Origin of the sequence: Halomonas stenophila (genome assembly GCF_014192275.1) — a bacterium.
In the GTDB taxonomy this organism is placed as follows: domain Bacteria; phylum Pseudomonadota; class Gammaproteobacteria; order Pseudomonadales; family Halomonadaceae; genus Halomonas; species Halomonas stenophila.
In genome coordinates, this window is record NZ_JACHXR010000001.1 from 513,319 (window position 1) to 535,927 (window position 22,609).

General features: G+C 69.8%; 18 protein-coding genes. 12 read left to right on the top strand and 6 right to left on the bottom strand.

What is annotated here, in order from left to right; genetic code table 11:
- The first annotated feature begins 62 nt into the window (after window positions 1-62).
- Genes FHR97_RS02275 through FHR97_RS02290 form a run of 4 tightly spaced genes read left to right on the top strand, consistent with a single transcriptional unit; the run spans window position 63 to window position 8,327 of the window.
- The gene (locus FHR97_RS02275) at window positions 63-1,544 is read left to right on the top strand and encodes a hypothetical protein (protein WP_183382136.1); all 1,482 of its coding nucleotides are present in this window, start codon (window positions 63-65) and stop codon (window positions 1,542-1,544) included.
- Entirely contained in the window at window positions 1,541-2,365 is an 825-nt protein-coding gene (locus tag FHR97_RS02280) for a hypothetical protein (protein ID WP_183382137.1), read from the top strand. The genes FHR97_RS02275 and FHR97_RS02280 overlap by 4 nt, the downstream gene beginning before the upstream one ends.
- Window positions 2,362-7,251 (top strand): hypothetical protein, encoded by a 4,890-nt coding sequence (locus FHR97_RS02285; RefSeq protein WP_183382138.1) that lies wholly within the window; start codon window positions 2,362-2,364, stop codon window positions 7,249-7,251. The genes FHR97_RS02280 and FHR97_RS02285 overlap by 4 nt, the downstream gene beginning before the upstream one ends.
- Window positions 7,248-8,327 (top strand): Wadjet anti-phage system protein JetD domain-containing protein, encoded by a 1,080-nt coding sequence (locus tag FHR97_RS02290; RefSeq protein ID WP_183382139.1) that lies wholly within the window; start codon window positions 7,248-7,250, stop codon window positions 8,325-8,327. The genes FHR97_RS02285 and FHR97_RS02290 overlap by 4 nt, the downstream gene beginning before the upstream one ends.
- A 12-nt stretch (window positions 8,328-8,339) precedes the next feature.
- On the opposite strand, the gene FHR97_RS02295 is transcribed toward FHR97_RS02290, so the two are convergent.
- Window positions 8,340-9,254: a GGDEF domain-containing protein gene (locus FHR97_RS02295; protein WP_183382140.1), complete on the bottom strand. Its 915-nt coding sequence runs from the start codon at window positions 9,252-9,254 to the stop codon at window positions 8,340-8,342.
- A gap of 314 nt (window positions 9,255-9,568) precedes the next feature.
- Window positions 9,569-10,720, bottom strand: coding sequence for a cyclopropane fatty acyl phospholipid synthase (gene cfa / locus FHR97_RS02300; RefSeq protein ID WP_183382141.1), 1,152 nt, complete (start codon window positions 10,718-10,720; stop codon window positions 9,569-9,571).
- Window positions 10,721-10,850: 130 nt separating this feature from the next.
- Here cfa and FHR97_RS02305 point away from each other — a divergent pair, with 130 nt between their 5' ends.
- The 5 genes from FHR97_RS02305 (at window position 10,851) to FHR97_RS02325 (ending at window position 15,668) form a co-directional block, all read left to right on the top strand.
- The gene (locus tag FHR97_RS02305) at window positions 10,851-11,171 is read left to right on the top strand and encodes an MTH1187 family thiamine-binding protein (protein ID WP_183382142.1); all 321 of its coding nucleotides are present in this window, start codon (window positions 10,851-10,853) and stop codon (window positions 11,169-11,171) included.
- Between the two features lie 231 nt (window positions 11,172-11,402).
- The gene (hppD, locus tag FHR97_RS02310) at window positions 11,403-12,506 is read left to right on the top strand and encodes a 4-hydroxyphenylpyruvate dioxygenase (protein ID WP_183382143.1); all 1,104 of its coding nucleotides are present in this window, start codon (window positions 11,403-11,405) and stop codon (window positions 12,504-12,506) included.
- A 175-nt stretch (window positions 12,507-12,681) separates the two neighbouring features.
- Window positions 12,682-14,142, top strand: coding sequence for a sodium-dependent transporter (locus FHR97_RS02315; protein ID WP_183382144.1), 1,461 nt, complete (start codon window positions 12,682-12,684; stop codon window positions 14,140-14,142).
- A gap of 182 nt (window positions 14,143-14,324) precedes the next feature.
- Window positions 14,325-15,200 carry a uroporphyrinogen-III C-methyltransferase gene (gene cobA / locus FHR97_RS02320; RefSeq protein ID WP_183382145.1) on the top strand — a complete coding sequence of 292 codons (876 nt, stop codon included), beginning with the start codon at window positions 14,325-14,327 and terminating at the stop codon, window positions 15,198-15,200.
- Between the two features lie 48 nt (window positions 15,201-15,248).
- Window positions 15,249-15,668 carry a septal ring lytic transglycosylase RlpA family protein gene (locus FHR97_RS02325; RefSeq protein ID WP_183382146.1) on the top strand — a complete coding sequence of 140 codons (420 nt, stop codon included), beginning with the start codon at window positions 15,249-15,251 and terminating at the stop codon, window positions 15,666-15,668.
- A 36-nt stretch (window positions 15,669-15,704) separates the two neighbouring features.
- Here the strand turns inward: FHR97_RS02325 and FHR97_RS02330 are convergent, their stop codons facing one another.
- From FHR97_RS02330 to FHR97_RS02345, 4 genes are read right to left on the bottom strand one after another with little or no spacing between them, the layout of a single operon-like run.
- Window positions 15,705-16,781: an ABC transporter substrate-binding protein gene (locus FHR97_RS02330; RefSeq protein WP_183382147.1), complete on the bottom strand. Its 1,077-nt coding sequence runs from the start codon at window positions 16,779-16,781 to the stop codon at window positions 15,705-15,707.
- Window positions 16,778-18,151, bottom strand: coding sequence for a sensor histidine kinase N-terminal domain-containing protein (locus tag FHR97_RS02335; RefSeq protein WP_183382148.1), 1,374 nt, complete (start codon window positions 18,149-18,151; stop codon window positions 16,778-16,780). Before FHR97_RS02335 ends, FHR97_RS02330 begins: the two co-directional genes overlap by 4 nt.
- On the bottom strand, window positions 18,148-18,810 hold the full coding sequence (locus tag FHR97_RS02340; protein ID WP_183382149.1) for a response regulator transcription factor: 663 nt from the start codon (window positions 18,808-18,810) through the stop codon (window positions 18,148-18,150). Before FHR97_RS02340 ends, FHR97_RS02335 begins: the two co-directional genes overlap by 4 nt.
- Window positions 18,807-19,415 (bottom strand): IclR family transcriptional regulator, encoded by a 609-nt coding sequence (locus FHR97_RS02345; RefSeq protein WP_183382150.1) that lies wholly within the window; start codon window positions 19,413-19,415, stop codon window positions 18,807-18,809. The genes FHR97_RS02340 and FHR97_RS02345 overlap by 4 nt, the downstream gene beginning before the upstream one ends.
- A 190-nt stretch (window positions 19,416-19,605) precedes the next feature.
- On the opposite strand from FHR97_RS02345, the gene FHR97_RS02350 reads away from it, so the two are divergent.
- The 3 genes from FHR97_RS02350 to FHR97_RS02360 are packed head-to-tail and all read left to right on the top strand — an operon-like array spanning window position 19,606 to window position 22,570.
- Window positions 19,606-20,595: a Bug family tripartite tricarboxylate transporter substrate binding protein gene (locus FHR97_RS02350; protein WP_183382151.1), complete on the top strand. Its 990-nt coding sequence runs from the start codon at window positions 19,606-19,608 to the stop codon at window positions 20,593-20,595.
- A complete protein-coding gene (locus FHR97_RS02355; RefSeq protein ID WP_183382152.1) occupies window positions 20,592-21,044 on the top strand; it encodes a tripartite tricarboxylate transporter TctB family protein in 453 nt (150 codons plus the stop codon). Before FHR97_RS02350 ends, FHR97_RS02355 begins: the two co-directional genes overlap by 4 nt.
- Complete coding sequence (locus tag FHR97_RS02360; protein ID WP_183382153.1) at window positions 21,044-22,570, top strand: tripartite tricarboxylate transporter permease; 1,527 nt, start codon at window positions 21,044-21,046, stop codon at window positions 22,568-22,570. The genes FHR97_RS02355 and FHR97_RS02360 overlap by 1 nt, the downstream gene beginning before the upstream one ends.
- Window positions 22,571-22,609 lie beyond the last annotated feature (39 nt).

Below are 22,609 nucleotides of genomic sequence, written 5' to 3' on the forward strand. Positions count from 1 at the left end.
GCGATGACCCGCACCGCCTCCCCTTGGCATAATGAGCCGTTTACGGGCCCCAAGGATGTCACATGACCGCATGGAGCAAGCTGCTCGTCGCCACCACGCGGCTGATCGACCTGCATGACAGCCGCCACGCACCGGGCTCTCCCTTCGTGCAGGTCAGCCAGGAGCAGCGTAGTGGCCTGAGTGATGGCTACTGGCTGGATCTCGGTTGCCTGCTGCTGGAATACCTGCTCGATGTCGACTTCGCCACCAACAGCGCCTTCGTCTCCCAGGCCCGCTGCCTGGCCTGGCTGAAGAGCTACTATCCCGACCTGGTGCATGACGACCTGGCGTTCGTCATCAACCTGCTGGCCACGCCCAGCGAGCTGCACTTTCGTCAATCGTCCCCGCAACCGGACGCGCGTCAATCGTCCCCGCAACCGGACGCGCGTCAGTCGTCCTCGGCAGCCGGCACGGGCCGGGCCGAGGAGGCGACGCGGGGCGGACGCAGCACCAAGCGCACGGCGCTGATCGAGAAGCAGGGCCAGACCGGCCAGGTGCGCCTGACGCCCAGCGGTCGCCAGGCCGTGACCCTGGCCGGCCAGGTCGAGGACCTGCTGTACTCCGAGTACGATGCGGCCAAGGTGCTGGCGGCGCTGGCGCGGGGCGACTTCGCGCGGATTCCCGATATCACCAACCAGATCCTGCTGGCGATTCGCGCCCTGACCCAGGAGCTACGCCGGGTCCGCGAGAACCCCACTCGGGAAGGCAAGCTCTCGGCGCTGCTGGACAACGAGCGGCACTACCACAATGCCCTGTCGAGCATTCAGCAGACGCTGCTCGACGCCCGGGCCCAGCTCGGCACCCCGCGGCTGATGGAACGCTTCGCGGCCTGGCGCCAGGCCCAGGGCGAGGACTGGGACCTGCGCATGCTGTCCGGCGCCATCGGCCGGGTGCTCACCGCCATCGAGAACCTGTCGCGGCGCCTCTCGGAGCTGCTCGCCGATATCGCCGAGGGGCGCGTCCAGTCCATGGGCGTGGTCGACTTCGCCGGCCTGGCCCGGGAGCTGTTGACCGCCGCGCCGCAGCCGGCGCTGCAGGCGGCGCTGGTCAAGCGCATGATGCCCTTTCACCAGGCGGTGGCGGTGCCGCGCCTGGCGCCGCTGCTGCCGCTGCTCGAGACGCGCCGGGCCGAGACCAGCCATGCCGCCCTGGTGTTCGACGAGACCGACGACGCCCGCCCGCAGGACCCGCTGCTGGCGCGCTTCCTCGAGGCCCGGGGGCCGGCGCTGCGCCGACGGGTGGCGCGGGAGCCGCTGTCGCTGCCCGAGGCGCTGGCCGAGGGCTGGCACCGCTTCGAGGAGGCCGACTGCCTGCCCCAGCTGCTCAACGTCTTCGTCGATACCCAGCAGCTCGACGACGCCCTGGCAGTGGGCATCGAGGCCCGGCCCTTCCGGCTGGAGCTGCCCGACGGCCGACGCATCGAGGGCCACGTGACGCCCAGCCTGAGACTCGCCGCCGCGGCCGACGGGCCGCCTCTTGCCACGGAACAGGACGCTCCGCGATGAACATGACCGAGATGGGCGAGGTGGTCGCCTACCTGCTGCGCTACCGCAGCGCCGAACGCCAGCCGGGCAGCGGCCGCAAGCGCCGTGCGGCCCGGGAGGGCCAGCTCTCCGAGCGCGATGTCTGCGCGCTGATCGACGATGCCAGCGATGCCGAGCGCGAGGCCCTGCGCGATTTCCTGGCCGGGCAGGGGCTGCGGCTGCGGGTCCTGGAGGCTGGCGACTACCCGGGCATCGCACCGGGCTCGCGCTACTTTGCGCTGTTGCCCGATCCCGAGCTCGAACAGCCGCCGCTCTATACCCGCGAGCCGGTGTTCGACGCCCTGCGCCTGCGCCAGGAGAGCCGCGGCGAGCTCGCCCAGTGGTACCTGCAGCTGTGGCTGCTGATGCATACCCTGCTCTACACCCGCTACAACCGCGCGCTGTCCGACGTCAGTCGCTACCAGGAGGCGACCTTCTCGGCACCCGAGCTGGTGGAGTTGATGCGCGACCAGCTCGAGGCCCTGCGCGGCCTGGGCGAGACGGTGCCGGAGGCCAACCTGTCGCTGCTCGACGAGCGCGGCGAGGACATCAGCCGGCGGGTGCGGGCCTTCATCGACCTGCAGGTCCGCGCCGGCTTGCTGGAACCCCTGCGCGAGGCCGCCGAGGAGGGCGGCGAGGTCTGGCAGCAGACCCTGCTCGGCGCCCTGGAGAGCGAGCAGGTCGGCATTCACCAGCTGGGACACCTGCAGGCCCTGGCCGAGGGACGACTCGAGGAGCCGGGCGCCGTCTCGGCCGAGGCCGGGGTCGGGGCGGAACAGGATGCCGAGGAGGGCGAGGCATGAGCGTGATCAACCGGATCGAGGTGGCCAACCTGCTCAACAAGCACGGCGACGTGACGTCTCCCTGGGAGGCCAAGATGCGCCACCTGTTGCTCGACCTGCGCGGCCAGTCCAGCGCCATCAGCATGGAGAATGGTTTCGGCAAGACCACCCTGGCGGAGGCGCTGATCGGGCTGCTGTCCCGGGACAAGACCCTGCTGACGCGGACCCGCCGCAAGTGCTCGCCGACCCAGGTAGCCGGCCAGGGACGCAGCTGGAGCCACCTGCGGGTGGAGTTTCGCTCGCGCAGCGGCCAGGGCGGCCAGGAGGACATGCTGGCGGCGGCGGGCGAGGAGGTCGCCGGCGAGACCTTCGTCTTCGGCTTCTACGGCTACAGCGACGGCAGCGGCCTGTCCTTCTATCACTACACCGGCCGGCTGGAAGACGTCCCGGTTCACCACCAGACCGTCGACGGCAAGCTGGCGCTCTATGCCAACAGCGACGTCAAGACGGCCATGGGCCGTCAGGGCGTGCGTCTGACGCTCAACCGCGAGGAGTGGCTCGAGGCGGTGGGGGCCCATGTCTCGCGCCGGGAACTGGCCCAGCTCGCCGCCTTCCAGAAGGACGGCGGCGCCGACAAGAGCCAGATCTTCAACGCCATCCGCCCCCGGGCCGGCGAGAAGGCCGACCAGGCCTTCTTCTTCGAGGTGCTGGCGCCGGAGATCCTCTCCGGCGCCACCCGCGGCGAGACCGACGAGGGCGAGGAGTTGATCGAGGAGGTCATCCTCAACTCCGGGACCAATATCACCGAGTTGCGTCACCGGCTCGAGGAGGCGGAGCGCGACCAGCGCCGTACCGGCGACAAGGTGGAGTGTCTCGCCGGGCTGACGGGCCGGGGCGAGGCACTGGTCGAGGCGCGTGATCGCCTCATCGCGCTGGACCGGGGGCTGGCCGCCAGCGAGCGCCTGCTCGGCGGCCAGGCGCTGAGCGGGCTGCCGGGGGTGCCGCGGCCTCCAGGGGACGGCGACGAGGCCGAGCGGCTGGCCGGCTTCGCCTGGGGGGTCGGGGATACCGGCCGACCCCGGGTCTCGGTGTGGCTGCTCGCACGGCTCAGCGGCCTCGGCGAGCGCCGATTGCGCCAGCTGTTCGCCGACCAGGGGCCGAGGGCGGACCATCATCGCCGGCTGATCCACCTGCCCGAGGCGCCCTGGGTCGCCGCCCGGGACGTCGCCCATCTGAGCTTCGAGGCCGCCCGTGACTGGCTGGCGGGCAGCCTGGCCTTCGATGACGACGCCGCACGGCACCGCGCCGTTTCGGCCCTGGAGGCGGGCGCCGAGGCCTTCGAGGCGCTCGATGGCAATCGTTTCCGGGACGAGGTGATCGCCGACCGGCACTACCTGGCCGAGCTGGACCGCGACCTGGCAGGCCTCGACGGCGAGTCAGAGCGGCTCGACCAGGAGCGCGAGCGCCTCGAATCCCGCCGGCGCGAATTCGTCGACAACCAGAGCTTCTTCACCCAGGCCCTGTCAGAAGGGCTCTTCGACGAGGCCGAGCTGGAAGCGCCCACGGCCACCGCCGAGGCCTGCCGGGCCGAGGCGGCGTCGGCCCGGCAGGCGCTGCTCGATCACACCACCCGGGTGGGCGAGCTCTCGCGGGTCGCCGAGTGGCACGCGGCCTTCCGCCGCGAACACCCCGCACAAGACCCGGAGACGCTGCTGGAAGAGAAGCGGGAACGCCAGGCGACCCTCGAGGCGACGCGGCACGCCGCGACAACCGAGCGCGATGCCGCCGCCGCCGCCGTCGAGACGGCGCGTGGCGAGCTTGGCCGCCTCGATGGGGAGCGCCAGCGGCTCGCCGGGGAGCGTGCCCCCCTCGAGCAGGGGCGGGCGCCCTGGGAGGCCTTCCGTCGCGGCTGGCCCGACGAGGCCGTGTCCGGCTTCTGGGCCGGTCGCAAGGCGGCGCTGGCCGAGCTCGACGAGGTCTGTCGCGAGGCGCAGCGCCAGCGCGAGGAGGCCGAGCGACGTCGGGCGCGGCTGACGCCCCTGGCCGAGGCCGCGGGTCGCTATCGCCGCCTCCACGGCGAGGACGAGCCCGTCCACCTGCGTGATCGCCTGCATGCCGAGGCCCGCACCCTCGCCGACGAGGCCCATCATCTCGAGGCCGAGGACGCGCGGCTGCGGGAGCTGCACGCGGCACGCCTGGCCTTCGCCGAGGTCAGCGAGCTGGCGCCGTCGGACTGGCTGCGGGACGCGCGGCGCCGCTATCCGCGGTTGCTCGCCGAGGCGGAGCAGCTCGAGGTCGAGCTCGCCCGGCGCGAGGCCTACCTGGAACAGTTGAATCGCGACCCGCTGGAGCGACGCGCCGTGGAGGCCGAGGCCCATGCCTGCCTGGACGCCGCCGGGATCGCCTGGCAACCGTTGCATGGGGTGCTCAACGATCCGGCCCACCCCGAGGCACGGCGTCGGGACTGGCTGGCACAGGCCGCCGGCCTGCTGTTCGCGCCGGTCGTCGAGGGCACCGAGGCCGCCGGCGCCGCGGCCGAGGCCCTGGTCGAGGCGGGCTTGGCGGTGCCGGTGGTCGAGCGCGAGCGTCTCGCCGGTTGTCTTGGAGCAGAGGCATCGCCGCTGGGCGCGATCCAGGGCGTCGAGACCCTGGCGGTGAAGGCCGCCCTGGACCCGCGCCACCTGGAGGCCCTGCGCGAGGCCACCCAGCGGCGCCTGGCCGCCGATCGCCAGCGCCGCGAGGCGCTGGCGGCCGAGTGCCATCGCCTCGACCCCCATGGCGAGCGCCATGCGCTGGCCCTCCAGGCACGTGAGGCCGACGAGGCGGACGTCGAGGCGGCGCTGCCGCGGCTGGGGGAGCGGCGCGAGGCCCTCGAGGCACGTCGCCAGGCGCTGGCCCCGCGGCTGACCGATGACGCCCTGAGCTGCATCGACGATTACCAGCGGTTTCTCCAGGAGGGCGGCCAGGTCGCCCTGGAGGAAGCCGCCGAGGAGAGGCTCGCCGCCGAGACGCGCCTGGCCGAGGTCGAGCCGGCCCGCGAGCGGGCCGCCCGGGAACTCGAGACCCATGGCGACACCTGGCTCGCCGCCGAGCGATTCGCCGATGCCGGGGGTGCCCAGCGACTGGTCGAGCTGGAGGAACGCCTGGCCGGGCTCGATGAGCAGTGGCAGCAGGCCGAGGCGCGACGGGCGGCGAAGACCGAGGCCCTGGAGGCGGCGCGTGGGCGACTCGACGATCTCGACGGTCAACTGCGGGGCCTGTTCGCCGATGGCGAGCGTGACCGCCTCCAGGCCCTGGCGGACTACGAGCGCCAGGAAGGGCCGGCCTTCATGGCCGGGGCCGAGGCCCGCCAGGCGACCCTCGAGGCGGCCCAGGCGCGGGCCGGCCGGCGTGCCGATTTCGATTTCGAGCGGATCCGCGCCTACCTGGCGGTACGCGATGCCAGCGGCGGCAGCCAGGCCCTGGAGCGGGACCTGGCCAACCTCAAGCGCCGGCTCAGGGAGACCCGGGAGGCGCGCAAGGCCAAGGACCGGGAGCGTCGCGACGTCCAGGCGCGCCTGACCGATCAGCAGGCCGCCCTCGGCTGGGTGGATCAACTGGGCATCGCCTGGCTGGAGGCGGTGCGCCAGCTGCCGGCGGGCTGGGCGCGGCGGCTCGGGGCCCCGCTGGCACCGAGCGAGGCCACCTGGCCCGAGGACGCCCCGCAGGCCGAGGCGCGCGAGGCGGCGCTGGCCCGCTGGCGAGCCCTCGCCGGCGGCGCGGAGGCAACGGAGCTCGCCGAACTGGAAGGCTGCCAGCAGTCGCTGCTCGACGCGCTAGGCGAGATGCACCTCGGCGAGCGGGCGCGCGACCGCGAGCGTCAGGCCCGCCAGGTGGCCGAGGCCGAACGGGCGCTGACCGCGGCCCTGGAGGAGAGCGCCCACAGCCGCCTGTTCAACGAGACCGAACGGGCCCGGCTGGCGTCCCTGCAGGGGGTGACCGAGGCGACCCTGGCCGACCTGGCCGGCCTGCATGCCCAGCTCGACGAGCAGCTGGCGGAGCACCGCGGCCGGGTCGCGCGCCTGCAGGCTTCCCGCGACCAGATCGAGGGCACCCTGGTCGAGCGCCTCGGCTCGATCATCGGCGATGCCGCCGGCAACCTGGATATCCTCAGGCGCGTGGCCCGACGCGGCAGCGAGCGTCGCGATGGCGAGGACGGCGCCTACTTCGAGGTCAAGGCCGGGCTGATCGGCGGCGACCAGCTGCGCGAGCTGATCGTCACCCTGCTGGCCGATATCGACGAGCACCAGGCGGCCCTGCGTCGGCGGGCCGAGCGCGACGGCGGCCTGGCCGAGGGCGAGGCGCTGCGGCGCGACGACGAGCTGCTGGGACAGATTCGCCGGCGCATCTATCGTGGGCTCTTCCACGACGTGGCGATCCGCCTCAAGCACGACGCCATCCGTCCCCATGGGCGGCTGTTCTCGCTCAACGAGGCGATGTCGGAAGGCCAACGCGAGGCGGTATCGCTGATGTGGCTGGTCAAGCTCTCCGAGTTCGCCATCGAGCGTGAGCTGCGCGAGCTGCCCGGGCATCACAAGCGCCGCGCCCGGGCCAGCCGCGAGAGCGTGATCCTGCTCGATGGCCTGTTCTCCAAGCTCTCCCATCGCCGGCTGATCCAGGATTCCCTGGAGTCGCTGCGCAACACCCGCGGGCGCTTCCAGATGATCGGGCTGATCCATAATCCCAACTACGAGAACGATGCCGAGATCTTCCCGACCTACCTGGTGGGCAGCGTCATCGGTGGCGTGCAGGGGCAGGGCGGACACGTGATGGTCCGCGACGGGCGAGTGGCCGCTCCCGAGTCCCTGGGTCGGGGTGAGGGGGAGGCGAGCCTGTTCGGTATCCATGTCACGGAGGCAGCGACATGAGCGCTCCCGGTGAGGCGGCCCGGGCCGTCCAGGTCTGGCTGGAGGCGGACTGGTGTCGGCAGTACCGGCGCCAGGGAGCGAGACGCTGGCGCAGCGACACCCTGGTGCGTCGCCTGTACCGCGAGGGCATCTGCGACTCGGAACTGGCGGGGTGGCAGGCCCTGGCCGAGTTGGCCCGCTTCGGCATCCTCGATGCCCCCGAGGCCCTGCGGCACCGTGTCCCGGTGCGGCTCGGCCTGTCGGAGGGCGAATGCCACCGCCTGCGCGAGGGGATGGTCGGTCCCGATGCCTCCCTCGGGCTGACGGCCGACCAGGCGATCCCGTGGGGCCTGGCCCTGGAGCGTCGCCTCGACGACTGGTCGCTGGCGGACCAGCGTCGCCTGGTCGAGGGGCTGCGCCGGCTCGCCGCCGACCTGCCCGAGGCCTATGGCCTGAGCGCCAAGGTGGCCAGTGCCCGCTACCTGCTGGGCAGCAGCAAGCTGCTCGAGGCGTTGCCGGGCGAACTGGTGCGCCGCTTCGGCATCGAGCCGCGAGCCTTTCGTGCCGCGCCGGTGTGGCTGCTGGCCGCCATGCCCGAGGTGCCGGAAGGGCTTCTGCTGATCGAGAACCCGCAGAGCTTCGCCCAGGCCTGCCGGGTCGGGCTGGATTGCCGCCTCGCCCTGGTGTGCAGCTTCGGCTACGGCCTCTCGCTTGGCGAGGCGGTGCTCGACCCGGCGACCGTGCGCCTGGTCGGCGAGCAGGGGCCGTCCCAGGACCTGACGGCACTGCTCGGCCTGCCGTCGCCGACCTACTGGGGGGATCTCGACCCCGAGGGACTGCGGATCTATCGGCGCCTGAAGGCGCAGCTGCCCGCCTTGCGGCTTTCCGCGTTGCTCGAGCCGATGGCCTCGGCGCTGGCGGGGCAGGGTGGCCACCCGCTGCATCGCCTGACCGGCAAGGAGGGGCAGCGGGCGGCCGGCGACTGGACGCGCGGGGTCGATCAGGAATGGCTGGAGGATGCGACGGTGGCGGCACTGGGCGGACAACCGCTGTCCTCGGCGCTCGAGGCCGAGTGGATGGCGGCGCTGGTCGATTAAGCCATCGAGCCCTCAGCGGCCGGCCACCACCCGGTTGCGGCCCTGGTGCTTGGCCCGGTAGAGGCTGTCGTCGGCGCGTTTCATCAGGATATCCCGGGCATCGCCGACGCGGTGTTCGGCGATGCCGATGCTGACGGTGACGCGGCCGCTCTCCATGCCATAGTCCTGTGCGGCAATGTGTTCGCGCAGTCGCTCGGCCAGTCGCTCGGCGTGGGCCCGTGGGGTCAGCGGCAGCAGCAGCGCGAATTCCTCGCCGCCGAGCCGCGCCAGCAGGTCTTCCTCGCGAAGCAGACCCTGGCAGTGCCCCGCCAGCGAGGCCAGGACCTCGTCCCCCTGCAGGTGCCCCCAGGTGTCGTTGATGGCCTTGAAGTGATCCAGGTCGAGCATCATCAGCGACAGGGGCGTGGCGTGGCGATTGCTCAGGGAGATCTCCTCATCCAGGCGCTGGAGCAGCTTGCGGCGGTTGGCCAGCCCGGTGAGGGCGTCGGTGTCGGACAGCGCCCGAAGGCGCTCCTCCTCGGCCACCTGCTCGCTGATGTCGAGCATCATGCCGTGCCAGAGCACGCCGCTCTCGATCCGCTGGGGTTGGGCGCGGACGGCGATCCAGCGACAGTGTTCGCCCTGGACGATCAGGCGGAACTTGGTGGCGATGGGCGTGCACCAGCGCACCGAGCGCTCGATGGCGGCCATCAGCCGGGGATAATCGTCGTCGTGGACGCGCTCGAGGGCCGGGCGTGCGTCGCCGGCCAGCACCCCGGGGTCCAGATCGAGGAATCGCGTTCCGCTCCCCACCAGGTGGGGGAAGTGCAGGTGCCCGGCCTCGCTGCGGTGGAGCTGGAAGATCAACCCGGGCAGTCGTTCCGCCAGTTCGAGAACCCGCTGCGGCTCCGGTCGTTCTCTGCACGGCATGACATCGATCGAAGGCATGCGGTTGTCCTTGTCGTTCCTGCTGCGTACAGGAAGATGCTTCATCGTCTCCTGCCGCGTTTCAGGCGCCGGAAGGACAATGTCATTATTTGTAAACGTATCGAGGCGCACATGATACACGGGGGGCGGGAGGCTGGCACTGCCCATCCGTTGTAGGAGATTGCCGACAATTCTCCGGCATTAACGCCCGTTTCTTTCCTTTTCGTGCTTGTTGTTAGCACGACAACAGATTGCGGGCGCGGAAGGCGCCGGCACACACGGACAGGCCGAGTGGTGAGCCGGAACAGGCGTCGCCGGCGCATGCTCAGCGCGGATCAACGCGGGGCGTCGTAGCGGCCCGGGCGGCCCAGCGAGTAGACGACCTGCCACAGCTGCAGGTTGCGGGCGCGGAAGGCGCCGGCACACATGGACAGGTAGTAGCGGAACATGCGCCGGGTCCGCTCGTTGTAGCGATCGGCGATCTCGTGCCAGTGGGCATCGAAGTTCGCGAGCCAGGCCATCAGGGTGCGGTCATAGTCGGCGCCGAAGTTCTGCCAGTCCTCCATCAGCAGGTGCTTTTCGCTGGCCTTGGCGATGTGCATGACCGAGGGCAGCACGCCGTTGGGGAAGATGTAGCGGTTGATCCAGGGGTCGATGCTGATGTCGGAGTTGTTGGAGCCGATGGTGTGCAGCAGGAAGAGCCCCTCCGGCGGCAGCAGCCGCCGAACCGTCTCGAAGTAGGTCTCGTAGTTGCGGTGGCCGACATGCTCGAACATGCCGATGGAGACGATGCGGTCGAAGCGTCCCTCCAGGTCGCGATAGTCCTCGAGCAGGATCTCCACGGGCAGGCCCTTGCAGCGCTCCCGGGCAAGCTCGGCCTGCTCCCGGGAGATGGTGATGCCGGTGACGTTGACGCCATGATGCCGTGCGGCATGCTCGGCCAGGCTCCCCCAGCCGCAGCCGATATCCAGGACGTGCATGCCCGGCTTCAGGTCGAGCTTGCGACAGGCCAGCTCGAGCTTGGCCTTCTGGGCCTCGTGGAGGCTGCCCGCGTCCTTCCAGTAGCCGCAGGAATAGCACATGGTCTCATCCAGCATGCGCCGGAAGAGATCATTGCCCAGGTCATAGTGCGCCTCGCCGACGATGTAGGCTCGGGCACGGCTCTGCAGGTTGAAGAATCCGGACTGCAGCCGATACATGAGTCGCTCGGAAGGGGGCTGGGAATGCGCGCCGAGGCCATGGCGCAGCATCAGGTTCGCCATCCGGTCGATGCGGTCGCAGTCCCACCAGCCATCCATGTAGGACTCGCCGAGCCCCAGGGTGCCCTGGTGGAGAATGCGGGCAAAGAAGTCGGGATGGTAGACGCGGATATCCTGGGGGGCATCGCCGTTGAGGCTCACCCCAGAGCCGTCCAGCAGCTTCTCGACAACGTGACGGGCCCGGGTATCGGGCAGGGCAACAGGGCCGAGGCGTGAGTCACTGGTCATGGAGTCCTCCTGGTCCCGCAGTGGCTGGATGCCGGATACTGGCGGCGTAACCGCATCTCCCATCATCATAGACCACTGATTAAAGTGCGCATCTTCATGCCACCGTCCGCGTCAACGAGGAGAAAACGTCATGCACGTCATCATCGATCTCTGCGTGGTGCCCCTGGGCGTGGGGGTATCCGTCTCGTCCCATGTGGCCGCCTGTCAGCGGGTCATCGAGGCCTCCGGCCTGGAGCACCGGATGCACGCCTACGGCACCAACATCGAGGGCCCCTGGGACGAGGTGATGGCCGTGGTCAAGCGTTGCCACGAGGCGGTGCACGAGATGGGGGCGCCGCGCATCACCACCACCCTGAAGCTCGGCACGCGCACCGACCGTGAGCAGCACATGGACGACAAGGTGCAAAGCGTCGAGTCCCTGTTGCGCGCACCCGGCAGTGGTGCGGTGTAACGAATCCCTTACGGCCTGTCAGCCAGTCTTGCCGCCCCGGCGAGGCCATTCATGGCCTCGCCGGGGCTGTAACGAATGCTTGCCGGCGGGATGGCCAAGGCGGCCTCCAGCAGCGGGGAAAGCGTGGTCTCGGGGCGTTCCGGCGGGGGCGGGGGCGCTCTAGTCTGGGGGCATCCAAGCCAAGGGCGATGCGCCCGGACACGACAACCACAAGCGACCCGGAGGTCCTACATGAACGCCCCTGCCCAGACGCGCCAGACCGCCAACACTGACAACCCCATCGGCACCGATGGCTTCGAGTTCGTCGAGTACACCGCCCCCACCGCCGAGGGGATCGAGGCGCTGCGCCAGCTGTTTCTCCAGCTGGGCTTCACCGAGACGCGCCGGCACCGTTCCAAGGCCGTCACGCTGTTCCAGCAGGAGCACATCAACTTCGTGCTGAATGCCGAGCCGGACAGTCACGCCGCCGAGTTCGCGCGTGTCCACGGCCCGTCGGTCTGCGCCATGGCCTGGAAGGTGGCCGACGCCCGGCAGGCCTTCGACCATGCCGTGGCCTGCGGTGCCAAGCCGGTGGAGACGCCGGTGGGCGAGGGCGAGGTAGGCATTCCCGCCGTCGAGGGCATCGGGGGCTCGCTGCTGTACTTCGTCGACCACAAGCTCGACGGCGAAGGCCGCAGCATCTACGACATCGACTTCGTGCCGATCCCCGGACGCACGCCCCAGGATCACAGCGTGGGCCTCGCGGTGCTCGACCACTTGACCCACAACGTCGACCGCGGGCAGATGGACGTCTGGGCGGACTTCTATACGCGCGTCGCCAACTTCCGCGAGATCCGCTACTTCGATATCGCCGGCAAGAAGACCGGGCTGCATTCCCGGGCCATGACCGCGCCCTGCGGCAAGATGCACATTCCCATCAACGAGTCCGCCGACGATAACTCGCAGATCGCCGAGTTCCTGCGCGAGTACAACGGCGAGGGCATCCAGCACCTGGCCATGGCCACCGACGACATCTACGCCACGGTGCGTGCCCTGAAGGCCAGCGGCGTGACCTTCCTGACCACGCCGGACACCTACTACGAGCGGGTCGACCAGCGGGTGCCCAACCACCAGGAGAACCTCGAGGAGCTGCGCGAGCTGAACCTGCTGGTGGACGGCGGTCCCGACCAGGGCGTGTTGCTGCAGATCTTCACCGAGACGGTGATCGGGCCGATCTTCTTCGAGATCATCCAGCGCAAGGGCAACGACGGCTTCGGCGAGGGCAACTTCAAGGCCCTGTTCGAATCCATCGAGGAAGACCAGATCCGTCGCGGCGTGCTCGAGGCCGACGACTGATCCACTCCTCGTCGATCCCGGCAGCGATTGTCGGGATCGACGGGCAGGGCGATGATAGCCAGAACAATCTCCCGTCTCCCTGCCCATTCACGATAAAATCCGTCACAATGGGCGTCTTGCTGGCCCCATGCCGCGTGGCGGGTGACAACAACAGTTCCGTGATCCCTGGTGTGACATGACAAACGACGCTCAACCCCGTACCCAGTGGCTCGGCCGCTGGGGCTTCGTCCTGGCCGCGACCGGCTCCGCGGTCGGCCTCGGCAACATCTGGAAGTTTCCCTACATCACCGGCGAGTATGGCGGCGGTGCCTTCGTGCTGGTCTACCTGGCCTGCATCCTGGCCGTCGGCGTGCCGGTGATGATGACCGAGATCGCCTTCGGCCGTCGTGGCCGCGGCAGCCCCATCGACGCCATCCGTCGGGTGGCCGGCGAGTCCGGCGCCTCCCCGGTGTGGTCGTTGCTGGGCTGGATGGCCATGCTCTGCGGCTTCATGATCCTGTCCTTCTACGTGGTGGTGGCCGGCTGGTCCTTCGCCTACCTGTGGAAGATGCTCAGCGGCGGCCTGGCCGGCTCCAGCGTCGACGAGATGGCGGCGATCTTCGGCGCGAACAACGAGAGCCCGCTGAACCTGGGCTTCTGGAGCACCCTGGTGACCGTCGCCACCATGGCCATCGTCGGCAAGGGCGTGCAGGCCGGCATCGAAAAGAGCGTCAGCTGGATGATGCCCGGCATGGTCGTGATGCTGGCCATCCTGATCGGCTATGGGGCCTTCTCCGGTGGCTTCGTCGAGGCGCTGCGCTTCCTGTTCACCTTCGACGCGGGCAGCCTGTCCAGCGAGGGGATGCTGGCCGCCCTGGGCCATGCCTTCTTCACCCTGTCCCTGGCCTCCGGGGCCATCCTCACCTATGGCAGCTACCTGCCGGGGCGGGCCTCCATCGCCCGCACCACGCTCAGCGTGGCCGTGGCCGATACCGTGGTGGCCCTGATGGCGGGCCTGGCGATCTTCCCGGTGATCTTCGCCAACGGCATGGAGCCGGCCAGCGGCCCCGGGCTGATCTTCATGAGCCTGCCGCTGGCCTTCCAGGCGATGCCGCTGGGCACCCTGTTCGGCATCCTGTTCTTCGTGATGCTGTCCATGGCCGCGTTGACCTCGTCGATCTCCATGGTGGAGGCCACCGTGTCCTGGCTGACCGACAACAAGGGCATCTCGCGGCGCACCGCCTCCTGGGGCACCGGCATCGTGCTGTGGCTGATCAGCACCCTGGCCATGCTGTCGTTCAACGTGGGGGCCGAGTGGACCCTGGCCGGCAAGCACTTCTTCGGCTGGCTGGACTACCTGACCTCCCGCTGGATGATGCCTCTCGGCGGCCTGGGCATGGTGCTGCTCGCCGGCTTCGTGCTGAAGAACGAGGCCTTCCGCGAGGAGCTCGGCCTGTCCCCGGCCTGGCATGCGCTGTGGCTGTTCATGGTGCGCTATGTCAGCCCGCTGGGTATCCTGTTGATCTTCGTCGACGCCCTGGGTATCGCCAGGGTGCAGTTCGGGACCCATTGGCCCTGGTTGCTGCTGGTGCTGGGCGTGATCACCGTGGTCGGCGAGCTGGCCAGCCCGCGGCTCAAGCGAGCCCTCGGCGCCTGAGCCGACATCGCCACCGTCCCACGACATCGCCCCCGCCCTGCGGGGGCGATGTCGTTGGCAGGGCAGAGGGGCGCGTCCGACGTCAGCGGTTATATGCTTGCGCAGAGTCGTTAGTGGCAATCAGGCGGCAAATTAATTACTTTATCGCATATTAAATCCTGTCAATCTTGGGTGTGTGGAATATGAGTGCCGCAAGCGATCCCCGGGCGCCCGATAGCGTACGGTTGCCGAAGGCCGTCTCCGAGCTGGCGCCGGGTCGGGTCAGCCTGGTCGGCGCGGGGCCGGGGGATCCGGAACTGCTGACCGTGAAGGCCCTGCGGCGTCTCCAGGCCGCCGAGGTGATCCTTCACGACCGCCTGGTCAGCGACGAGATCCTGGCCCTGGCCAACCCCGCGGCCTGGAAGCTGTACGTGGGCAAGGCCCGCTCGGATCACAGCGTGCCCCAGGAGGGCATCAACCAGGCGCTGGTCGACTGGGCGAGCGCCGGCAAGCGGGTGGTGCGCCTCAAGGGCGGCGATCCCTTCATCTTCGGGCGTGGCGGGGAGGAGCTCGAGACGCTGGTGGCCGCGGGGGTCGAGGTCGAGGTCGTGCCGGGCATCACCGCGGCCTCGGGATGCGCGGCCTATGCCGGCATTCCCCTGACCCATCGGGATCATGCCCAATCGGTGCGCTTCATCACCGGCCACCTGCGCGATGGCGGCTGCGACCTCGACTGGGCGGCCCTGGCGAGCCCCGGTCAGACCCTGGTGTTCTACATGGGGCTCGGCAGCCTGGCGATCATCGCCGAGCAGCTCAAGGCCCATGGCCTGGCCGCCGACACCCCCCTCGCCCTGATCGAGCAGGGCACCACCGCCCGCCAGCGCGTGCATGTGGGGAGCCTGGCGAGCTTGCCGCCGGCCATCGAGCAGGGTACCATTCGACCGCCGACGCTTATCATCGTCGGCACAGTGGTGACGTTGCATGACGCGCTGGCCTGGTTCGACAACGATCGTGCCGGCAGCAGGGGTTGGTTGCAGGGAAAGCACCCGACGCCGTCTGACACGTCTCAAGGCGCCTGAAGTCGCGGGGAGATCGACATCGGCGTACAAGTCGTTGTGAGGTGACGAATGGTGTATTCCCGCAAGGCGAGCTCGACTCGTCCCCATGGGTGGCGTCTGTTGTGTCTCGGGCTGTCCCTGCTGCTGCTGAGCGGCTGTGCAGGGGATTCGCTGGCCCACCAGTCCCGCGACGATGTCGCGATCCAGAAGGGGGTCGCCTCCTTCTACAGTGACCGCTTCCAGGGCCATGCCACCGCCAGCGGTGAGCCCTTCGACCAGCAGGCCCTGACCGCCGCCCACCGGAGTCTGCCCTTCGGTACCAAGGTGTTGGTGACTCGGCGCGATACCGGCCGCCAGGTCGAGGTGGAGATCACCGATCGGGGCCCCTTCGTCGACGGCCGCGTGATCGACCTCTCCAAGCGGGCCGCCCGTGCCCTCGGCATGCTGAGTCGCGGTACCGCCCCCGTCCAGCTCAGCTACGTGCAATGATCCTGTCTGCCCGGCGAGTCGGCCGGGCCCGGCGAGTCACTCGCCTGCCTCGCCCCCCCGCGAGAACTCCCGCCGCCAGCGGGCCAGCAGGGCCTGTCGCTTGAGGTCATCCAGCGTGGCCAGCAGCCCCGGGCCCAGCGCCAGGGGCCGCAGGGCCTCGCCGTGGGTCGCGCGCAGGCGGTCCGCCGTCCCCGGGCCGTCCAGCGCCGGGTGGATCGCGCCCAGCGCGGTCTGCTCGGCGATCACCCGCTGGCCCTCCAGGCCGATCAGATACTCCAGGAAGCGTCGCGCGCTCCTCGGGTGAGGAGCCCGCCGGGGAATCAGCGCCAGGCGCTGGGTGACCAGCGCATAGTCGTCGGGAATCACCATCTCGAGCGCCGGATCCCGTTCCACCACCCGGTGGGCATAGCTGCCCAGCAGGTTGTAGCCCAGCCAGTAGCGCCCCTCCGCGAGCCCCGCCAGCATCTCGCCGGTGGTATCCACCAGGCTTGCCTCGGCTTGGCCCAGGGCGGCCACCAGGTCCCAGTAACGCGGCGACAGCCGCGATTCCTCGATGGCATAGGTATAACCGGCGCCGCTGCGCGACGGGTCATAGGTCACCACCCGTCCTGCCAGCGCCGTGCCGTGCCGCTGGAGCAGGGTGAGCAGGTCGGCATGGCTCTCCGGGCGGCCGAAGCGGTCGATCAGCTCGCGGCGGACCACCATCACCACCGGCTCGAAGGTGAAGGCGAACAGCTCCTGTCGCCAGCGGGCCCAGTCCGGCCAGGCCGCGGCGACGGCGGCGTCGAGGGGCTGGGCATGGCCGTCGTTGGCCAGGCGGTACTGCCAGGGCATGGCCGAGGAGATCAGCACATCCACCTCGTCCGGTGCGGCCAGGAAGCGCTCGTGGAGCGGCAAGGTGTCGAGGTTGCGGTAGGTCAGCTCGATGCCGGGATACCGCCGGTGGAAGGCCGCCAGCAGGGGGCGGACATGCACCAGGTCAAGGGCCCCATGGATCACCAGCTGCCCCGTGGCCTGATTGGGCTGGGGGCGCGCCGGGTAGTGGAGGTCCTGCGCCGCGGCGAGGGGGGCGGTACACAACCACAGCAGCAGGGTGGCGACGCCTAGCCTCATGGCGTGTCTCCCGGAAAGCGCAGCACGACCCTCAGTCCGCGGCCATCGTCGCCGTCCTCGAGGGCCAGGCGGGCGTCATGGGTGCGGGCGATGCCATCGACGATGGCCAGCCCCAGGCCGGAGCCGTCGGGGTCATCGCTGCCGCGATGGAAGGGCCGTAGCATCAGCAGGCGGCGCTCGGCGGGAATCCCGGGCCCGTCATCCTCCACTTCCAGGGTCGGCGGCGAGGCGTGGGTGCGCACGGTGATGTGTCGGGCGCCATAGCGCCTGGCGTTGTCGATCAGGTTGCCCAGCGCCTCCTCCAGCTGCCAGTCGAGCCCCTCGATCGTCACCGGCGACGGCGAGGCCTCGACGCCCAGGTCGACCGCGTCCCGATGGCAGGCGTTCCAGTGGGCCCTGACGGCCTGGCGGGCCAGCGCGTTGAGGTCGAGCGAGGCCAGTTCGGGACGGTATTCGGGATTGTCGAGGCGCGTCAGCGACAGCAACTGGATGGCCAGGCGCGAGGTACGCACGCTGGTGGTGTGCATGGCCTCGAGCGCCTCCCGCCAGCGGGCCGGGTCGTCCTGGCGCAGGGCCAGCTCGGCCCGCGCCGACAGCCCCGCCAGGGGGGTGCGCAACTGGTGGGAGGCATCGCCGATGAAGCGTTCCTGGTTGGCGCGCACCCGGCGCATGCGGGCCAGCAGGTCATTCAGGGTCTCGCGCAGTTCCGCGAGCTCCCTGGGCAGGCTCAGCGCCAGGGGAGCCAGGGTGCGCGGATCGCGGGCGCGGATGGCGCGGCGCAGGCGGGTGAGCGGGGCCAGGGCGGCGCGAATCGCCAGCAGCAGGATCACCACCGCCAGCGCCGCCATGGTCAGGATATAGGCCAGGTTGCCGCGCAGCAGTTCGGCGGCCAGGCGCTCGCGCCCCTCGCGGGTATGGGCGACTCGTACCTCGAAGCGCTCGCGCTGCCGCCAGTCCTCCAGGTGCGCCCGGCGGACGCCCTGTCGCAGGGCCAGGTCGCGCCAGACGATATCGCGGTAGAGCAGGCCATCGGCGCGCTCGCCGACCTCACGGGGGTCGCCGGGGAGTTCGGCGTTGCCGGTGACGAACCGGCCCTGGGCATCGTAGAGGGCATAGAAGACCCGTTCCTCGGCGTCGGTGGCGAGCATCTCCAGGGCCGCGGGGGGCAGGTCGAGCCACAGGCGCTGTTCCTGCCACTGTACCTGCTCGGCGATCGCCAGGGTGGCGGCCTCGAGCAGGCGGTCATAGGCGCGATCGGCCGTGCGGCGGGCATCCATCCAGGCCTGCAGCACCATCAAGCCGCCCAGGGCCAGCAGGGGCAGCAGCAACCAGGTCAGCAGCCGCCGGTAGAGGCTGTCCCGGCGGGTCACGTCGCCTCCAGCAGGTAACCCAGGCCGCGCACCGTGCGCAGGGCCACGCCGCCGCCGGCCAGGCGCTTGCGCAGGCGATGGACATAGACCTCGATGGCATTGTCGCCCATGGGCTGGTCCTGGAAGGCCTCCTCGGCGAGGCGTGCCTTGTCCACCGGCTCGCCGGCGTGACGCATCAGGCAGGCCAGCAGGCGCTGCTCCCGCGGCGGCAGTGCCAGGGGCGTGTCGCCGAGGCTGAAGCGCTGGGACAGCCCATCGAAGCTCAGGGGGCCGACCTGCAGCAGCTGGCCGCGCTCGCGGCGGCGCAGCAGCGCCCGTACCCGCGCCTCGAGCTCGTCCAGGGCAAAGGGCTTCGCCAGGTAGTCGTCCGCCCCCAGGTCCAGTCCGCGCACCCGGTCCTCGATGGCGCCGCGGGCGGTGAGGATCAGCACCGGGGTGTGGCGGTCGTGGGCGCGCAGGGTCGCCAGCACCTCCAGTCCCCCGCAGCCGGGCAGGTTGAGGTCCAGCAGCACCAGCGACAGGCCGTGCTCCGGTCCGGTCAGGCGCTCCCGGGCCGCCTCGCCGTCGGCCAGGTGGTCGACGACATGCCCTTCGAGGCGCAGGGCATCGACCAGGGTCTCGGCCAGCAGGCGGTCGTCCTCCACCAGCAGCAGTCTCATGGGGTCGTTTCCTCCTCGGCCTGAGGTGCCTCCAGGCGGCCGCGTGCCGCCTGGAGGGCCCGGCGCCACGCACCGGCCGGCTGGCGGCCGGTGGGACCCGACAGCGACAGCCAGAAATGCGGCTCGTCGGGGCCCGTCGTCAGCGCCAGGCATTCCATGTGGCCCCCGGGCAGCACCGGGCGCGGGTCGTCGTCCTTGGTGGTCGGCCAGCGGCTGCCGGGCCTCAGGTCATGGCGCAGGTCACTGGCCGGCAGGGCCACCAACCGACACTCGGCCTCGCCGTGGCGCGCCTCCAGCAGGGCCGCGGTCTCCCCGGTCTCGGCGGCCAGGTGCTCGAGCTGGGGTTGGACCCTGGCCGCCAGGTGTCGTGACGGGGCATGCCGCCGGGCCAGGCGGACCGGGCTGGAGCCGAGTCGCCAGCGGCCGTCGCGGCTACGCTGGACGTAGTCGAAGCGTTCCAGTGAGCCGAGCAGCCGCAGCAGGGTGCTCTTGTAGAAGCCGGTGGCCTGGGCCAGTTCGGCCAGGCTGAAGGCCTCCTGCTCGGCGTCGAAGGCGTCGAGCACCGTCAGGGCTCGCTCCACCGCTTCCACGCGATCCTGCGCCATCTGGGGGTCTCCGGGGTCGAGAGGAGGTATGCAACTTTGGTCGCAAATTCACGGCCAGGCGTTGACCCCGACCAGCGAGGCGCCTAGCTTTCTATCCTGAAGAACGCGGTTCTGCCTTACAGAATTGTAAGCCAGTCGTCAGCGTTCGACAAGCCCAACGTTTCGTTCCACCGACCAGGGGACCACAACAATGTCCAAGAGTACGCCGCTCAAGCTCATCGCCGTCGCCGCCTTCACCGTCAGCGCCGGCTCCGCCATGGCCTTCGAACCCGAGGGCAAGGTCGAGTGCCTGGCCCCCGCCGACCCGGGTGGCGGCTGGGACTTCACCTGCCGCAGTGTCGGCAAGGTGATGGAGGACCTGGATATCGTTCCGCGCAGTGTCCAGACCATCAACATGGCCGGTGCCGGTGGCGGCGTGGCCTTCGGGCATACCGTCAGCAAGCGGGCCGGCGACGAGCAGTTGCTGGTGGCGGCCTCCACCGCGACCACCACGCGACTGGCCCAGGGCCAGTTCCCGGGCATGAACGCCGACATGGTCAACTGGATCGGCGCCCTCGGGGCCGACTACGGCATCATCGCCGTGTCGGCGGATTCCGAGTACGAAGATCTCAATGACCTGATGGATGCCCTCAAGGAGGATCCGCGCGCCGTCAAGTTCGCCGGCGGCAGCGCCAAGGGCGGTTGGGATCACCTCAAGGTGCTGATCGCCGCCCAGGCCGCCGATGTCGAGAATCTGCCGCGGATTCCCTACCTGTCGTACAACAACGGCGGCGAGGCACTGACGCAGGTGATCGGGGGGCACGTGGACGCCTTCACCGGCGACATCACCGAGGCCCAGGGCTTCATGGAATCGGGCGACCTCAAGGTGCTCGCGGTGCTGTCCGAGGAGCGCCTGCCGGGCGAGTTCTCCGAGATCCCCACCGCCATGGAGCAGGGCATCGATGCCCTCGGCCCCAACTGGCGCGGCTTCTACATGCCGGCCGACATCTCCGACGAGGCCAAGCAGTACTGGGTCGACGCCATGGACACCATCTATGAAAGCGAGGAATGGCAGAGCGTCATGACCCAGAACGGCCTGATGCCCTTCCATATGAGCGCCGGTGAGTTCGAGTCCTTCGTCAAGGACCAGATCGTCGAGATCGAAACCCTCTCCAAGGACATCGGGTTGATTCAGCAATGACCTTCAACGACCGCATCTTTGGGGTCCTGATGATCGTCCTGGCCGTCGCGTACGGCTGGGGCACCACCCAGTTCCCCGAGCCGTTCGGCGGGACCGAGGCCGTCGGTCCCGAGACCTTCCCACGCCTGCTGGCCGTCGTGCTGGCACTCTCCAGCCTGTACATGGTCGTGCGACCGGATCCGGATAATGCCTGGCCGTGGAGCCGTACCGGCATCGAGCTGATCATCGCCGTGGTGGTGTTGATCCTCTACGCCATGCTGCTGCAGCCGCTGGGCTTCATCATCAGCACGACCCTGGCGGTGGGCACCCTGTGCTGGCGCATGGGCTCCGCCCCGGTGCGAGCCTTCGTCACCGGCGCGGCGTCGGGGGTGGTGGTCTTCCTGCTGTTCAACTTCGCCCTCGACCTGGCGCTGCCGCTGGGCCTGCTGTCCTTCCTGGAGGTGAGCTGATGGAGACCCTTGGCTTCCTGATCGACGGGTTCGGCGTCGCCCTGGCGCCGCACAACCTGATGTTCGCGCTGCTGGGGGCCTTCCTCGGCACCCTGATCGGCGCCCTGCCGGGGCTCGGCCCGGCCAACGGCGTGGCCATCCTGATCCCGCTGGCCTTCACCCTGGGGCTGGCGCCGGAGACCGCGATGATCATGCTCACCGCGGTCTATGCCGGCGCCATGTACGGCGGGCGCATCTCGTCGATCCTGCTCAACATCCCCGGTGACGAGCCGGCGATGATGACCTGCCTCGACGGCTATCCCATGGCCCAGCAGGGCAAGGCCTCCGAGGCCCTGGCGATCTCCGCCGTGGCCTCCTTCATCGGCAGCCTGATCGCCACCATCGGGTTGATCCTGCTGGCGCCGTTGCTCGCCGACTTCGCCCTGACCTTCGGCCCGGCGGAGTACTTCGCGCTCTTCCTGCTGGCCTTCGCCACCCTCGGCGGCATCACCGGCAAGAACCCCATGAAGACGGTAGTGGCCGCCGCCATCGGCTTGATGATCGCCACGGTGGGCATCGACAACACCGGCGTGCAGCGCTACACCTTCGGCGTGCTCGAGCTCTACGAGGGCGTGGACTTCATCATCGCCATCGTCGGGTTGTTCGCCATCTCCGAGCTGCTGTTCTTCATCGAGGAGAAGGCCGGTGGCGGCAAGGCGAAGATGGCCGTCAACAAGCTCACGCTCAGCTGGAAGGACATCCGCAACATCCTGCCGTCCAGCTTCCGTGGCGGTGTGCTGGGCTTCATCGCCGGGGTGCTGCCCGGGGCGGGCGCGTCGCTGGGCAGCTTCATCGGCTACACCCTCGAGAAGAAGATCGTGGGCAGCAAGGGCTACTTCGGCAAGGGCGACCCGCGCGGCGTGGCCGGGCCCGAGGCCGGCAACAACGGCGCCTCCAGCGGGGCACTCGTGCCCATGCTGACCCTCGGCGTGCCGGGCAGCGGCACCACCGCGGTGCTGCTGGCGCTGCTGATCTCGCTGAACATCACCCCCGGGCCGCTGATGTTCACCCAGAACGCCGACATCGTCTGGGGCGTGATCGCCGCGCTGTTGATCGGCAACTTCCTGCTGCTGGTGCTGAACATCCCGCTGGTGGGCATCTTCGTCAAGCTGCTCTCGGTGCCGCCGATGTACCTGCTGCCGGTGGTGACCATGATCGCCTTCGTCGGCATCTACTCGATCAGCAACACCACCTTCGACCTGTACTTCATGGTGGCCTTCGGCGTTGCCGGGTACCTCTTCCGCAAGTTGGAGATCCCGCTGGTGCCGATCATCCTCGGCCTGCTGCTGGGGCCGGAGATGGAGAAGAACCTGCGCCACGCCATGGATATCTCCGACGGCGACTGGACCATCCTCTGGGACAGCGGCCTGGCCATCGGCCTGTGGGTGTTCGCCGGCCTGGGGCTGCTGCTGCCCTATATCGTCGGTCCCCTGCTGCGTCGCCGCATGCAGGTCCAGACCGGCACGGGGGGGCCGGAGGGCGACTGATCGCCCGATTTTCCCCGCAGCGCCACGAGGGGCGCCGGC

Excerpts from the sequence above, each read along its gene's own strand:
- FHR97_RS02330 (WP_183382147.1), bottom strand. The coding sequence starts at position 16,781 with ATGAGGCTAGGCGTCGCCACCCTGCTGCTGTGGTTGTGTACCGCCCCC.
- FHR97_RS02275 (WP_183382136.1), top strand. The coding sequence starts at position 63 with ATGACCGCATGGAGCAAGCTGCTCGTCGCCACCACGCGGCTGATCGAC.
- FHR97_RS02345 (WP_183382150.1), bottom strand. The coding sequence starts at position 19,415 with ATGGCGCAGGATCGCGTGGAAGCGGTGGAGCGAGCCCTGACGGTGCTC.
- cfa (WP_183382141.1), bottom strand. The coding sequence starts at position 10,720 with ATGACCAGTGACTCACGCCTCGGCCCTGTTGCCCTGCCCGATACCCGG.
- FHR97_RS02280 (WP_183382137.1), top strand. The coding sequence starts at position 1,541 with ATGAACATGACCGAGATGGGCGAGGTGGTCGCCTACCTGCTGCGCTAC.
- FHR97_RS02295 (WP_183382140.1), bottom strand. The coding sequence starts at position 9,254 with ATGCCTTCGATCGATGTCATGCCGTGCAGAGAACGACCGGAGCCGCAG.
- FHR97_RS02315 (WP_183382144.1), top strand. The coding sequence starts at position 12,682 with ATGACAAACGACGCTCAACCCCGTACCCAGTGGCTCGGCCGCTGGGGC.
- FHR97_RS02290 (WP_183382139.1), top strand. The coding sequence starts at position 7,248 with ATGAGCGCTCCCGGTGAGGCGGCCCGGGCCGTCCAGGTCTGGCTGGAG.
- FHR97_RS02325 (WP_183382146.1), top strand. The coding sequence starts at position 15,249 with ATGGTGTATTCCCGCAAGGCGAGCTCGACTCGTCCCCATGGGTGGCGT.
- FHR97_RS02340 (WP_183382149.1), bottom strand. The coding sequence starts at position 18,810 with ATGAGACTGCTGCTGGTGGAGGACGACCGCCTGCTGGCCGAGACCCTG.
- cobA (WP_183382145.1), top strand. The coding sequence starts at position 14,325 with ATGAGTGCCGCAAGCGATCCCCGGGCGCCCGATAGCGTACGGTTGCCG.
- FHR97_RS02355 (WP_183382152.1), top strand. The coding sequence starts at position 20,592 with ATGACCTTCAACGACCGCATCTTTGGGGTCCTGATGATCGTCCTGGCC.
- FHR97_RS02305 (WP_183382142.1), top strand. The coding sequence starts at position 10,851 with ATGCACGTCATCATCGATCTCTGCGTGGTGCCCCTGGGCGTGGGGGTA.
- FHR97_RS02360 (WP_183382153.1), top strand. The coding sequence starts at position 21,044 with ATGGAGACCCTTGGCTTCCTGATCGACGGGTTCGGCGTCGCCCTGGCG.
- FHR97_RS02350 (WP_183382151.1), top strand. The coding sequence starts at position 19,606 with ATGTCCAAGAGTACGCCGCTCAAGCTCATCGCCGTCGCCGCCTTCACC.
- hppD (WP_183382143.1), top strand. The coding sequence starts at position 11,403 with ATGAACGCCCCTGCCCAGACGCGCCAGACCGCCAACACTGACAACCCC.
- FHR97_RS02285 (WP_183382138.1), top strand. The coding sequence starts at position 2,362 with ATGAGCGTGATCAACCGGATCGAGGTGGCCAACCTGCTCAACAAGCAC.